The organism is Haloterrigena sp. H1 (assembly GCF_005938085.1).
Classification (GTDB): domain Archaea; phylum Halobacteriota; class Halobacteria; order Halobacteriales; family Natrialbaceae; genus Natrinema.
In genome coordinates this window covers 49,434-62,894 of the sequence record NZ_SMZK01000004.1, presented here as the reverse complement: position 1 = coordinate 62,894, position 13,461 = coordinate 49,434, and the positions used below count along the sequence as shown (strand labels likewise).

Annotated in this window: 16 protein-coding genes and 1 pseudogene; 16 read left to right on the top strand and 1 reads right to left on the bottom strand. The window is 53.4% G+C overall.

The features are described from left to right. Positions 1–4: 4 nt before the first annotated feature. From E2L06_RS19975 to E2L06_RS22615, 6 genes and pseudogenes are all read left to right on the top strand, one after another. A pseudogene (locus E2L06_RS19975) lies at positions 5–1,180 on the top strand (hypothetical protein); the annotation flags it as partial. Between the two features lie 367 nt (positions 1,181–1,547). After that, positions 1,548–2,816 (top strand): hypothetical protein, encoded by a 1,269-nt coding sequence (locus tag E2L06_RS19970; RefSeq protein ID WP_138783292.1) that lies wholly within the window; start codon positions 1,548–1,550, stop codon positions 2,814–2,816. 806 nt (positions 2,817–3,622) lie between these two features. Continuing rightward, entirely contained in the window at positions 3,623–4,408 is a 786-nt protein-coding gene (locus E2L06_RS19960; protein ID WP_171052443.1) for a M48 family metallopeptidase, read from the top strand. 568 nt (positions 4,409–4,976) lie between these two features. Next, complete coding sequence (locus E2L06_RS19955) at positions 4,977–5,441, top strand: hypothetical protein (protein WP_138783289.1); 465 nt, start codon at positions 4,977–4,979, stop codon at positions 5,439–5,441. 159 nt (positions 5,442–5,600) lie between these two features. Further along, the gene (locus E2L06_RS19950; protein WP_138783288.1) at positions 5,601–6,155 is read left to right on the top strand and encodes a hypothetical protein; all 555 of its coding nucleotides are present in this window, start codon (positions 5,601–5,603) and stop codon (positions 6,153–6,155) included. A gap of 6 nt (positions 6,156–6,161) precedes the next feature. Beyond that, positions 6,162–6,605 (top strand): hypothetical protein, encoded by a 444-nt coding sequence (locus E2L06_RS22615; protein ID WP_249361535.1) that lies wholly within the window; start codon positions 6,162–6,164, stop codon positions 6,603–6,605. A gap of 223 nt (positions 6,606–6,828) precedes the next feature. On the opposite strand, the gene E2L06_RS19940 is transcribed toward E2L06_RS22615, so the two are convergent. Then, on the bottom strand, positions 6,829–7,959 hold the full coding sequence (locus E2L06_RS19940; RefSeq protein ID WP_138783226.1) for an ISH3 family transposase: 1,131 nt from the start codon (positions 7,957–7,959) through the stop codon (positions 6,829–6,831). Positions 7,960–8,203: 244 nt separating this feature from the next. Between E2L06_RS19940 and E2L06_RS19935 the strand changes: the two genes are divergently transcribed. The 10 genes from E2L06_RS19935 (at position 8,204) to E2L06_RS19890 (ending at position 13,392) form a co-directional block, all read left to right on the top strand. Next, positions 8,204–8,494: a hypothetical protein gene (locus E2L06_RS19935; RefSeq protein ID WP_138783287.1), complete on the top strand. Its 291-nt coding sequence runs from the start codon at positions 8,204–8,206 to the stop codon at positions 8,492–8,494. Next, entirely contained in the window at positions 8,494–8,823 is a 330-nt protein-coding gene (locus tag E2L06_RS19930) for a hypothetical protein (protein WP_138783286.1), read from the top strand. Before E2L06_RS19935 ends, E2L06_RS19930 begins: the two co-directional genes overlap by 1 nt. Before the next feature lie 167 nt (positions 8,824–8,990). Further along, positions 8,991–9,557 (top strand): hypothetical protein, encoded by a 567-nt coding sequence (locus tag E2L06_RS22610; protein ID WP_138783285.1) that lies wholly within the window; start codon positions 8,991–8,993, stop codon positions 9,555–9,557. Continuing rightward, a complete protein-coding gene (locus tag E2L06_RS19920) occupies positions 9,550–9,996 on the top strand; it encodes a hypothetical protein (RefSeq protein ID WP_076782728.1) in 447 nt (148 codons plus the stop codon). The genes E2L06_RS22610 and E2L06_RS19920 overlap by 8 nt, the downstream gene beginning before the upstream one ends. 135 nt (positions 9,997–10,131) lie before the next feature. Beyond that, positions 10,132–10,488: a hypothetical protein gene (locus E2L06_RS19915; protein WP_138783284.1), complete on the top strand. Its 357-nt coding sequence runs from the start codon at positions 10,132–10,134 to the stop codon at positions 10,486–10,488. A 2-nt stretch (positions 10,489–10,490) separates the two neighbouring features. Continuing rightward, on the top strand, positions 10,491–10,820 hold the full coding sequence (locus E2L06_RS19910; RefSeq protein WP_138783283.1) for a hypothetical protein: 330 nt from the start codon (positions 10,491–10,493) through the stop codon (positions 10,818–10,820). A gap of 169 nt (positions 10,821–10,989) precedes the next feature. Next, a complete protein-coding gene (locus tag E2L06_RS19905; protein WP_138783079.1) occupies positions 10,990–11,388 on the top strand; it encodes a type II toxin-antitoxin system death-on-curing family toxin in 399 nt (132 codons plus the stop codon). A gap of 33 nt (positions 11,389–11,421) precedes the next feature. Continuing rightward, positions 11,422–11,592 carry a hypothetical protein gene (locus tag E2L06_RS22140; RefSeq protein ID WP_008015348.1) on the top strand — a complete coding sequence of 57 codons (171 nt, stop codon included), beginning with the start codon at positions 11,422–11,424 and terminating at the stop codon, positions 11,590–11,592. Between the two features lie 185 nt (positions 11,593–11,777). After that, positions 11,778–12,743, top strand: a complete 966-nt coding sequence (locus E2L06_RS19900; protein ID WP_138783282.1) for a transcription initiation factor IIB family protein — start codon at positions 11,778–11,780, stop codon at positions 12,741–12,743. 355 nt (positions 12,744–13,098) lie between these two features. Then, positions 13,099–13,392, top strand: coding sequence for a PadR family transcriptional regulator (locus tag E2L06_RS19890; RefSeq protein ID WP_138783280.1), 294 nt, complete (start codon positions 13,099–13,101; stop codon positions 13,390–13,392). Positions 13,393–13,461: the final 69 nt, after the last annotated feature.

The following is a 13,461-nucleotide window of genomic DNA, read 5'->3' as shown; positions in this document are numbered from 1 at the left end:
GTACACTAGCCATGATGCAGTGCTTTTGGATGCTGAGGTATCACTCACTGAACGCGGGTTCAGTGTCGAGATCCTCGAGCAGGATGGGAGCGAGCAACCTGACGCCGTTGCGACGCACCCAGACCACGATGTTGTGTTTAACATCGAGGCTGAGACAACGACGCCAGATCGACCAGCGAAGGTTCTGCAGAATCTCAAACGCGCTCACGAGGGGAATCGCATTCCGATCTTCGTTGTCCGGCCTGGGGAGTCTGAGACACAGGTTGCGTCACGAGTCGAGAATATCCTCTCGCCGCCGTTCCGAGAGCGAACGGACGGCACTGAACAGTTCTATAATTGCGACGAGGTTGTGACCTTCGGCGGTGGTGCGACGGCTCACGGCGGTGTCACTGCGGTTCGACCACGGACGACCGAGACAAATCAGACCGTCTGGACGCGCGACAACGGTGAGCACGTCCTTTCTGATGGGAACACAGAGTTTGCTCGCGTCCCTGATGACGGAGTACTCTCGAAGGACAGTGTTCCAGCTTATTACAGCCATGATCGTGAAACTGGCCAGTATACCGTCTATCAGGCTGGAGAGACCCAGGTATACGACTCCAAAGACGACTTTGAGCAGGACTGGACGCTGATCAAACGACCGTTCATTCCTGCTGTCGACCTGCCAGACGCAGACTATTCGCGTGATAGTTATGTCGTGTTGATTCTACCACCCGGTGGCGATCCACTGGTTTTCCAGTCTGGTGAGACATATCGGCTCCCCACCAACCCAGGTCGCGAAGAGTTATGGCCCGTTGAATCGACTGGTGAGTTAGCTCAATTTGACAACCCGGTCTCTGATACTGATCAGAACGGGCCGTCAGCATTACCGAGTTCTGATTCGTCAGCGACGGACGAGCCGATCGAGATCGATCCAACCGGAGATGGTGTGGAGGCGTTTGCAGCAATGTATGTCAGACAGATCGAGGGTGCTAGAGTCACACAGGATGATCTGTTCCGGGCGTACGATATCTGGACTGAGCAGCAGGATGTTAATGGGACGACCAAAGGCTGGTTCACTCGGAAGTTACAGGATGTTGTTGACTTCGACGTTGATCGCTCCAGAGTGGACGGGGAACGTGTCCAGTTCTACACCGGTCTGACTCTGACTCAAGACGGGTATTCACTCCTTGATCAATGACTATCATCAGAACTATGAGATACTGTAATCACGCCTCAGGAGAGTCCGTTAGCCGATGGCATTTGATTTGCGATATTGGCCGCTATAGCTACTCACACCGCCAAAATAGAGCATTTCCACCGTTTGTCCACGCAGATCTGCCATCCACGAAAACTGCATGGACACCTCTGTCCACGCAGAATCGCATGACGGGAACGCTGTCCACGCAAAAACACCACTCAAAACCAACTAGTATACACTGGGTTCCATCCGCAGAACGATGCGGGGACAGGGAGCTTAGACACCATACACAGAATCGGCACTTCTATCTATATTCTGATATAGTTTGTTCGAGGGACTCAGTAAGTGCCCCTCGGGGGTGTTTCCAATGAGTTCTACACCATCACTCGATAGAGCAGTACTCCCAGCAGACTTGCGAGATCGTGACCAGTGGGTGTGCTGGAAAGAAGAACTTCGGGATGGGAAGCCGACGAAGATACCAGTGACGCCAGGCAGTGGTGCGTTCGCGTCATCGACGGACCCGGAGACATGGGAGTCATTCGAGACAGCGCTTGAGTACGCTGACACGGGGAACGCCGATGGCATTGGCTTCGTCTTTACCGACGATGATCCCATCGTCGGCGTGGATCTGGATGACTGTCGAGATCCCGCAAGCGACGATGTCGACGACACAGCACTGGACATCATCGAGCGACTTGATTCCTATACGGAGATCTCTCCGTCGGGTACTGGGTTCCACGTACTCATCAAGGGAGAGCTCCCGGATGGACGGAATCGCCGTGGCAGTATCGAACTGTACGACACTGCTCGTTTTTTCACCGTGACCGGCGACCGCCTCAAGGACACACCACCTCGCGTTGCACGCCGGCAGGACGCGCTGGTCGCGATCCATCGTGAGTACGTCCAAGACACTGATCCAGATCCAGAGCACGAATCTGGGAACCGTCGCACTAGGAACGGGACGGAAACGACGGGCAGTGTAGCCCATACTGACGTTGATCTCGAGGACGAGGAGCTGCTCGAGCGAGCGCGGAACGCATCGAACAGTGAGAAATTCGAGCGGCTGTGGCGTGGCTCGACTGCTGGTTATGAGAGTCAGTCAGAAGCGGATATGGCGCTGTGTTGTTTGCTGGCGTTCTGGACTGGCGGTGACCACCAGCAGATAGACCGGCTCTTCCGCCAATCGGGACTGCTCCGAGACAAGTGGGACGAAGTCCACTACGCAGACGGCTCTACGTACGGCGAGAAGACTATCGAACGAGCGGTTGCGAGTACCTCTGAGTTCTACGATCCGGACACTCGAGAGACGGCAACCGAATCTGCTCCCAGAACGAGCGAGCCGTCGACCACTGCTAGCCGTGACAAATCGGATCGGAAGCAGAATCGTGCGTATCTGACTGAGAAGAACCGACTGTTGACTGGCCGTGTCGACGAACTCGAGACCACGCTCGAACAGAAAACTGAGCGCATCGATCGCCTCGAGGCAACGATCGAGGACCTCAAAACCGAACTTGCAGAGCGTGACCGAGAGATCAAGCAGACTCGAGAAGAGCAAGCTGACACAGCGTCTGACTGTGACACCGCTTCAGAGACATCCTCTTTGTGGGGACGATTATTCGGCGACACCTCCAAGTAACAGTCGTTGGGAGGATCTTCTTTTCAATTCCGACTAAAGTATGATAGGGACACACGATATGTAAGTATAAGATCTAACCAAAGAATTTTCATCCTATTAAATTTGATGAGTAATCAATGGGTAACATAACGCGCCGAGCGAAATATCGATTTGGACAGATATCAGCCGTGCTAGTACTACTGTTCACGCTTGCGTTCATCCCCACTGGCTACGACCTGTGGCTGGCAGAACCAGGGGTCGTAGTCGATGGGGATCTCGAACCATTTTCGCTCACCTACAACCTTCTCTTTTTAATCTCTGTGGGTATCCCGATAATCGTCGGACTTTACCTAACACGAAATATCTATCAGTGGTCAAAGAACTATCAGTCGTAGAGTTGCGGCGAAGAGTCGATACGAATTGATCTCTCTAGAATCGATTACACTTCTACATTTATCAAATCAAGACCCCATAGATCGGGTGTATGATGTTTTATGTCTCCCTAAAAGTTTACTAAAATAAACCAATGTACCAACCGAGAGAGATTTGGTCTCTTCGATCACATGCCTGATTCAATGACGAACCAGCAGCATTCACTGCGCAGAGTTGTAGCCGTGCTAATACCATGGCTACTGCTCTCGGTAGCTGTATTTCTCGGTTGTGCTCTCTATGTCTGATGGGCTGTTCCGACCGTTGACCTCTCTATGGTCGCCATCCCCTTGGCAGTCATGAGTGTCATGGCATCTGCTTTCGTACACTCTGTCGTTTCCCCAGCACAATATGTGCTATCGGAAGTACAGCGGATTCTCGATGAAGAGAGTTCTCGTATGGATGCGATTACACGGATTGCAGTCATCGGATTCAGCGTTCTCGTATTACTCGCCGCTAGTGCACTGTTCATTTTTGGAGAATCGCTACTCGAGTTTGTTATTGCGGTGTTCCTTCTTGCAGGGATAGTGGCGATGTCGGGTACATTCATTCGGAATCATGTCTCAACACGACCCTTGAACGAGCGAGAACGCGCTGCATGTGAGATAGGTGCCGGCCAAGACGTTACATTTCGAGTGGCTACTGGCGAGTTCGGACAGACAATCAACGGACTTGCTGCCGGCGTCTTTCCGGCTTACAAAATCATTCTGATCAACGAGCACTCGTTTGAAGCACTTGACGACGAATACATCGCGATGATTGCAGCTCATGAACTGGGACACGTCGACGAAAACCACGCAGTCGTCTCTCTGGTTGAGGCGGTAGTGCTGACAGCTCCGTCCCTCCTCTCTGTTCGGTATTTCGTGCAGCACCACTGGATGCTGTTTCTGGTTGCCGGTAGCGCAGTGCTCGTTGGACGAGTCGTCTTCGCGTGGATCCGACGACGGCTCGAGTATCGAGCAGACAGATACGCAGCCAACCTTCTCGAGGACCCACACCAAGTTGCCAATGGGTTACGTGCACTCAGAGACGCCCGGATGGCAGAGATAGCTGATGAACAATCTCCCGGAAGTCTATACGAGAGAGCTATACGCCGAATCCGACACTGTTGGACACGCATATTGTCTACACATCCTCCGATAGACGACCGAATTAGCCATGTTGAGCGATTGATGGAACGCTGACTGACTAGTGCTGGTGCGGTTCGATGGAATGTCCGCAGCGCCCGGCTAACTCGGTCAGACTTCTCTCGTTGCACGTATTCGGGTCTGCTGAAACCCTTTGGTAGTGATAGGTACAGAATCCTCTGCGGTAAGTACAGAGAGACCAGCAAACAGATGAGAACGTGGGCGCTCTATTTCAGTTCTTTCGGAAGATCGTCTACACCCCACACCTGTAGTACTTGTCGAATGTGGAAATCCTTCTCTGATGGATCATTGTTCTGTAATGCTTCTTCTAAGTGTTGTCTGCCGTCAGCACTCAGCTCCCCCATTTCGTTCTACGGTACCCCCATCAAAGGATTTAAAATATTTGATTACTTCTCGCATATGGTCCATAGAGATTACCAATAATTGGATGAGGGAGATCTACTACAGCCCGTTCTGTTCGCACCTGTAGTGCGCAGTGGTTCCACGGGAATAAACAGCTAAAGAACCGGGTTTCAACAGAGCTACGTATTCTAAAACGACCCCTCCGGAGTATTTTTTCGCCCCGAGATGGGTGCGGGGCGATCGAACTGCCCCGAGATAGCGAATGACCACTGAGCGACAGCACCCACAAGATCGTGGTATTGATCGGACACCAACTCACCGGCACCCCTCCAAGCCACCTTGGTCTGGCCTCGAGTTACGGGTTCCGAACGACCGAAGTCGGGAATCACTCATTTCATTCGTCGAGTGTGTTCTCGTAGAACTCACACATGCAGACGTCGGTGCCGAGTATCGATCGTCGAACGTCTGGGGAGTTAAACTGACGCAGTACATCGCTGCCGATACGGTTGGCGAGAGATTCGAGAAGCGCCATTATGACGAACGGCTCGGCTGGCACGAGCAGACGATTTCTCGGCAGGACGTCCGTGATGAACTGATCAATCGCCTCGCACGGGCCGCGTCACTGGCGACGAATCAGAGTCATTCCCATCCTGTTGACGAACCAGATACGTTCAGGGTGAAGCCGATGTGGCAACTTCGAACGGACCGACGGCCCGGCGAAAAGTAATCAGCAGTCGTCAGTACTCGAGCGCGCTGTTGAATATCGATTACTGATTCCAGTACGCATCACCTAGTATTTTCTACTCGACTGCGCCCCCAGCACCAGGATACAAAATAATTCTGACCGACACTAAACTATTAGTTCGTAGGGATCATAAAGCGAGTAATGAGCGACCGATCACAGGTGTGGCCAGAAGAGATGGATAGTGCAGACCGTGTCAGGCATGTTGCCTTAACGCGAACGACACCACGGAATGCTGGCTGGATCGCCGAAGAGGCGGATGTCTCGAGAGATACGGCTGTTAAATACCTTGCTCGAATGGCTGATCAAGGAGAGCTCGAGGCCATTGAAACAGCCGACGGCACATGCTACAAGCCCGATGAGATTACGCACTTCCTCCGTGAAGTTCGGTCCCTTGCTGAAGAGCAGTCAGTAGACGAACTCACTAATGAACTGCGTGCGATTGGTGAGGAACTCGACTCGTGGAAGTCAGCGTATAATGTTGAATCTCTCGAAAAACTTCGACAGAGCGTTGGACGTGAGGATCTGTCGGCTGACGATCGACGCGAGCGCCTCGAAGTGATCGAAGAATGGGAATACAACATTCAGGTGCGTGAAGCACTTCAACTTGCGATCAGCCTTCAGAGTTCACTAACGCGACTTGATGCAGATCCGCGTCTCGCAAATCGTGGTTCAGACACACTTCCCCAAGAGGGCTAGGGAAAGATGGTACTCTTTCTTGCAGGTGGCCGAGGATTCACTCGGCGCGAAGGACTTCGTCGCCTCAAAGAACGACTCGAAAAAGAACCGGGGTTTTCCGATGTTCGGTATCGACCATCTCGACTCCGTCCTCGATCTGTCGTTGCTGATGTCGAGACTGAGATATTCTTGAGCGAAGAATTCCCACGGCAGCAAGCCACTTTCGAGGTCACATGGCGTCCACGTGCCGACATTGACGTTCAGCGTGTGCAGTGGGCTGATGACGTAGTCAGTTTGGGATGGCACAAAGACGATGATCATGAAGACCTTGGGACAACCCATTTCCAGATCGAGACCGAGGAGGAATTAACCCACGAACCAGGGCATCTCGAAGCAGAAGCGCCGCTGAGCTTTCTGGAAACCTGTCTTCAGCGACTTCCTCCAAAACTCGAGGGGATGATTCCAGAGTGAACTCGGTTGCTCCCATCGAATGATTGCCTAATATAGGTAGTTCCCGATTCTGTTTTCGATCTCCTGGGTCCACACCATGATTTGGAGGATGAGTCGATGGTGTGAACAGTTGGGTGAGGGTGAAGCAGACGCTCACGCGCGTGAGCGTCTTTTCGGCTGCTCTGTTGGCGCATTTAGTCGAGAGCTGTTGCTCGGGAAAGGCGGGCCAGCGGCCTGACTTCGGTCAGGCCGTGGCCAAGGCGTAGCCCGGCGGTAGACCAACTCCGTTAGTCTCCCACGTGTACTGCCATCCAAGCTCGGTGCTCAGATGGTCTCTGATCCAGCCGCACACCAGTTCGAACGTGAATTCGGTTGGAAGGTCGCGCCCGCCCCGTCGTGGGCGGGCGACGACCGTCCAGCGCACGACCAGCCAGAGATTCCGCAACAGAAAGCCCACAGCGACGAGTACAAACCGAATCAGCGGGTCTGGTGTAGTGGTGGTTGCTCTCGCTTCGCGGTAGGTTCGGTAGCTGGTTTCGATGGCTGAGCGTTTGCGATAGAGGGTTTCGACCTGTTTGGGCGTGCGATCGGTCAGATCGCACGCCACATATCCACGGACGACTTCGCCGTTCTCGCCGCGGTCGCCGTTGTGGTAGGAGACACAGACCGCGTGCGGGAACTGAAGCTCTCGGTCTTTGCCCTTGTACATCGCATATTCGGTCCAGTAGGAGGCGTGTGTGTCGAGTTGATGGAGAAGCCGTTTTCCCTTTTTGATGACCGGGAGAACCACCGGAGCAGTGGCCCGAGCACGTCGAATGACGCGCTCTTGGTAGTAGCCGCGGTCCGCGAGAATGGCGTCGACCTCGAAGGGTAACTGTTCGACGCGATCGAGGACGCGGCCGACGGCGTCGGCTGCGTCCTCATCGCTCACGACGGGCGTTATCGCGAGTGTGAGCGGTTTCTTCGTATCGAGGACGAACGCGGTACAGTAGCGGTGACAGTCGGTGGTTCCGTCGCGAGGCTTCATCGAACAGACCTCGCGTGGATGGGTGAGATACGATCCGTGATAGGGATTATCGACGAAATCGATGATGACGATCCTCGACCGATCAGGGTCGAGGATCGTCGTAGCATGCTCGGCGAGGAGGTCGTTGACGACATCTTCGAGAGCGTCAGCATCGATAGTGCGGAGCCAATCCATGACCGTTTCGTCGTCGTCAGGCGTCTCGTCAGTGTTTTCGACGACGTGGTGAACAGAGGTGGTGTCGGTGGCAGCTCGTTCGACGGTTTTCCAAATCACGTCGGCGTCGAGGGGCGAGCCCTCGACGCCTTCCATCGGTAACTCCGAGAGATGGTCAAGCGCAAAGGTTTCCATGTCAGCCGCCGAAATCTGCTCGTCTGGGTCAGTGAGTTGGTTGAACACACCTCAACGACCCAGACACATTCTGAAATGAGCACCGGTTGAATTTACAGTAAGAATTACGGTACACACAGTCGGGAACTACCTAATATCTGTATGCACATTCTGATACGGTCCCTCTGACCGTACTTCCAGCAGCGAGTTTATTGGCGCCGTGAGGCATGAGGCGCGTTCAACAGTGTGCCTCATGTGGTTTCCAATGACTGATCCAAATCCGATTGACGACACTGCAGACGATTACAGCCGGTTCGAGGCTAGGCTCGTTGCCCATGATCTGGATGCAACTCGCGTCGTGACCGCAGATCTCGGCGAGACAACCGCCCGACAGCTCGTTACGGAACTCATCGATACCGGTCTGGTGACGCCGGTACCTGGCAAGCGGGTGTTCATTCACGAGCCAAGTGGAACCGCTTTTGACTTGAGCACTCAGCTTGCTGTTTTCCATCAGGGCTGGACGGCGGCCCGCAACGCCGACAAGGAGGGTGAGTGATGCAGCAGACGCTCGCTGGCTGTGCCTTCTGCGACGCCCTGCCTGGCACCGAGGCCGGTGAGGCGCATACCTGGGGAAAAGACGAGCGAGTCTCTCACCCGATCTGTGTCGACTGCGCTATCCAGGCGGAGCCGGACCCTGACGAGCGCGATCACTGCACCTGTGACGGCTGTGGGCTCGTCGTCGACACGATCGCAGCGCTCACGCGATTCCGCGTCGAACTCGGCCATCTCGAGGGCTCGCTACAGCTGTGTGCGCGATGTAGTCCCGGTGGGTCAGCCACCTACTGGACGCGCGATTTCGAGGAGCACATCGTGAAGACTGCGTAAGTACTGGATGCGAATGTGAGAACATGCTGGAGATTCCTGTCGAGCGAGAAAATACGTCGATAGTTCTGAACAGAGAGCGACGTAACTCGCTGAACGAAGCAGAAATAATTCAGCGTACGGTAGATATATAGCCGATCACATCGTTAGTTTGCAGTAGGTGAACACTGATGGACTTGACTGATACCCCAGACGACATTCGTGATTCAACTGAGAGTCCACCTGATTTTACCGAGTGGGACTCACCTGAGGAGGTCTTGAAGGGGGGCCCAACGCGAGAACGATTGCTCAGTGTTATTTTACAGCTACGGACTCCAACAAAAGTGTCCAAAATTGCAGAGCAAGCAGACTGCGATACTGAGACTGCAAGGGACTATCTTGAATGGTTCACCTCGATGGGAATGACGCGTGAGATCTCGGGACGACCTGTGAGATACGAACGCAACGAATCGTATCTCCAGTGGCGCAGAGTTGAGCAAATCCGAGACGAATATTCTGAGGCAGAGATCGTCAAAGAGCTCAAAGAGACGATGAAACGAATCGAGGAATATCGTGCCCAGTTCGATGCTGACAGTCCGGAAGACGTGGCTCTCATGGATAGCACCGAGGAAGCGTCGATCGAAGAAGTGTGGGAAGCACTGAGTGAGTGGAAAACGCTCAAACAACGTGCGGAGTTGTTAGATACAGCGCGTCAGAACGGTCATTCCTCGAGTGGCGGTGCCAAAGTCGATGCCTGAACGCCGGCCAGCTGACGACGATACTGTCCCAGAGGTCGGTGGCATCGATACCGACATTCTCGAACAAATTGGGCAGCATCTTGAACGAAGTAATCGCTTTGCAGAGACCGTCTTTCAGCCGGAGTACGCACCAAGTTCAGTCGTCGCAGAATACGACATGGGGTACTTTCCAACTGCTATCGAGCGTGCGTATCTTCAGGTTCGCTGGTACGAGACAGACGATTTCAATATCCACTACTCTGAACAATACGCCACTGGAAACCACTGGGAGTGTCGGTGGGACCGCCATCCAAACGATCACAATACTCGCTCACATTTTCATCCACCGCCAGATGCAGCGACACCAGGGGATGATGTGGAGTATGAGGAAGACTGGCGAGATATACTCTCAGACGTACTCGGCGACTTAGACGATCGAATCGAAGCGTTTTGGGAGTGAGAGATAAGCGGGATACCTGTTGAAAGACGGTCCCCTTCAACCCCAGCGCATTCGTTCACCGACTAGGGGCTTAAACAGGATTCTGATGAAACCAGAGCCCATATTTTGAAAACGACAGCGGTACTCGGTATCGGTATGGAGTGTCCTGCGTGTGGCGGCCCCGTCACGATGGAAGTAGGGCCGAACCAGCCCCTCTCAGCATCAGTGGCGGATGCACTGCTTGCTGCCGACGAAAACGAGAAAATCGCCATCACCCGAAATTGCTGGGCGTGTGGATGGAATGAAGAACGGTCGGTATCCATTGACTCGATCGAGATAACCGAGGGAGAGACCCATGTTGTCAAGCGAGCCGTGCTCCTCAACGAGATCACCGACGAACTCTCGACCATTGATAGTTTGGCAACGCTCAAAGATGTTCTTGCCGAGGTCCGCCGGCAGCGTCGGCTTGAGCCAACGACCACAGAGACAGACAGAGACACCACGGGTGAATAGCGATGTCCGATGGCGACGCCCTGTACGACGTTCGTGAACGAACCGGAAACCCCGATCACGCATCGGTCGACGAGGTAGTTGAACTCGTGTTTGAGCGTGCACAGAACCCTCGAGAAGATCACCAGGACGCGCATTTCGACGCGGCGATGGCGACCGCCGTGGACAGATACGGGACAGAACCTGTCCGTACGGTCATCCATCGCGTTCTCGTCGAACATTATCCGTTCCGTACCGCCACGACTGACCTCGGGATGCGCAACATCGACGGCATTCATATTGGGACGACGGCCGGCTGGTTCCTTGACGAGCTGAACGCGCAGCAAGGCGACTGAGATGAGTCTCATGAAATCCCGCGACCGCTGCTACGCTTCGGTATCAAATCGATGAGTCGCCAAGGCTAGCGATATTCTACAGGCGTTTGTTTCAAGTAGATCGACACGAGGGCGGATAACTGATACCTTATCGAAAATGGTTATCCGGAAGCATGAGAAAACCAAGACTGTGACTGACGACGTCGCGTATCCCTCTGTTGACTTGGTCCTTGACCTTCACGAGCAGATTGTCGAGGAAGGCGACAACACGGAATCAGGGGTTCGATCAGAAGATGCAGTTGCATCTGCGTTGCAGTACGTTTCGGAGGGATTTTTCGGGGAGGTCCCACAGACGATCCATGAGAAGGCAGTCCACCTGATGAGGCTGCTTGTTGCAGATCATCCGTTTGTCGACGGGAACAAGCGAACTGCACTCCGAACGGTAGTCGTCTTTTATATGCTGAATGGATACACATTCGAATACGGCGATGAAATTCGTGCCTTATTGCACCGATTTGCGACCGACGAAGCCGCTGTTGACACCGATACCGCAGTGATTTACTTCCGAGCGTGCGCTCGTCGCAACTGATAAAGGGACACAACGAGTAGATTCAATATAGAGATGGCGTCCAGCACCGATTCCTCGGCGACGGTCGACGAAGAAGCCCGCCGACTCTATGAGCGATATCAGTCGGCTGAGAGTGATGAGGAACGCCACGAAATCGCCCTCGAGATGGGGAAGCTTGACGGACGCCGACACGCGGAGATTTACGCAGCACTCGAAGACGAGTGAGCGGTTTTTCTTCCAGAGATCTGTGTGTACGGAGTCGTTCAATATCCGCGACTGGTTACTGTTCACTGTGAGAATCCGCATTTCGGAGATATCGTGAATTGCCGCCGGTGGCGATCCACTGATTGTTGAGTTCAGAAATTACACCCAGCGTTTAACTCTTGAGAGAAATGATACTTAACTAATCGATGGAGCGGCTAAACCGACAGCAAGAGAACGAAGCTCAGTCAGGGCAAGAAGCAACCAAACAAAGGGGAGAACAGACCTGTCCTGAATGTGAGTCAAGTGCGCTCACGAGAAGTGCGGACGAGAGTGAGATTAGCTGTGCGGAGTGCGGGTTGGTTCTCGAAGAGGAAGCTATCGATCGAGGGCCTGAATGGCGGGCGTTCAACGCGGCAGAACGGGACAGCAAATCTCGAGTGGGTGCACCGACAACCCAAACAATGCACGACAAGGGCTTGACGACCACTATTGGATGGCGAAACAAAGATGCCGCTGGTCGCTCGCTGTCCTCAGAGAAGCGCCTTCAGCTCAGCCGGATGCGGAAATGGCAAGAGAGGATTCGAACAAAAGACGCTGGCGAACGGAATCTCCAACTTGCTCTCTCCGAAACTGATCGGATGGCGTCCGCGCTGGGTGTTCCCCGATCTGTTCGAGAGGTCGCGAGTGTGCTCTATCGGCGTGCACTTGATGAAGATCTTATCCGCGGGCGTTCCATTGAGGGCGTTGCCACAAGTACATTATACGCGGCCTGCCGGATGGAGGGAATTCCCCGGTCGCTAGACGAAATTTCGGCAGTCTCTCGTGTTGAACGCATGGAAATCGCGCGTACGTATCGGTATATCGCGCAAGAACTCTCCCTCGAAATGGAGCCCGTTGATCCAAAAAAGTACGTTCCTCGCTTCTGCTCTGAACTCGAGGTTTCCGAAGAAGTGCAGGCGAAAGCGACTGAAATTATCGAGACAACTGCGGAGAAGGGACTGTTATCAGGAAAATCGCCAACTGGCTATGCTGCGGCAGCAATCTATGCGAGTTCTTTGTTGTGCAATGAGAAACGAACACAGAAAGCCGTCGCTGACGTTGCTTGCGTGACTTCTGTCACTATTCGAAACCGATATCAAGAGCAGATCAGTGCTCTGGGGATTCAGAATTGACGTCTCTTCTCTGAAGATCAAAAATCAGAGTAACTATCAGCGATTCTGAATGATTTCGATGATTACTCCGTTTCCATCTCAGATTGAGAGCTATCAACCGCACTATCCCGCAGCACTTGTTGAATATGGAAATCTTTCTCCAATGGGTTATCACTCTGTAACGCTTCTTCAAGGTGGGCCCTACTCTTCTCGCTCAACCCCCTCATGCTATGGATCTGTATGGATAGTAACACTGAATAATAACTGAATACCAATCTCGATGTCTTACCGACATCACCTTCAGCAAAAATTACACTAGGTGTGTTCGTGTAACTCTTGTCCAGTGGTTTATCAACCAATAGGCAGGAGTACCAATATGTACGATCTCACCAAATTCCAGCGTGACATCTTGTACGTGATCGCCGGTCAGGATGAGCCACATGGCCTTGCAATCAAAGACGAACTCGAGGAGTACTACGAGAACGAGATCCACCACGGGCGATTATATCCCAATCTCGATGATGTCGTCGACAAGGGGCTTGTTGAGAAGAGGAAGGTCGATCGTCGGACGAATTCCTACACGATCACAGCGCGTGGGCAACGCGAACTCGAGGCCCGTCGCGAGTGGGAAGATCAGTACGTTGGAGACGTCTTCTCGAGTGCAGAGTGAGACGGCCGTAACCGCTGATCGTGCATACAGAGTCGGATCCCTCGAGCGTCGATCCGTTACGGTCACAGT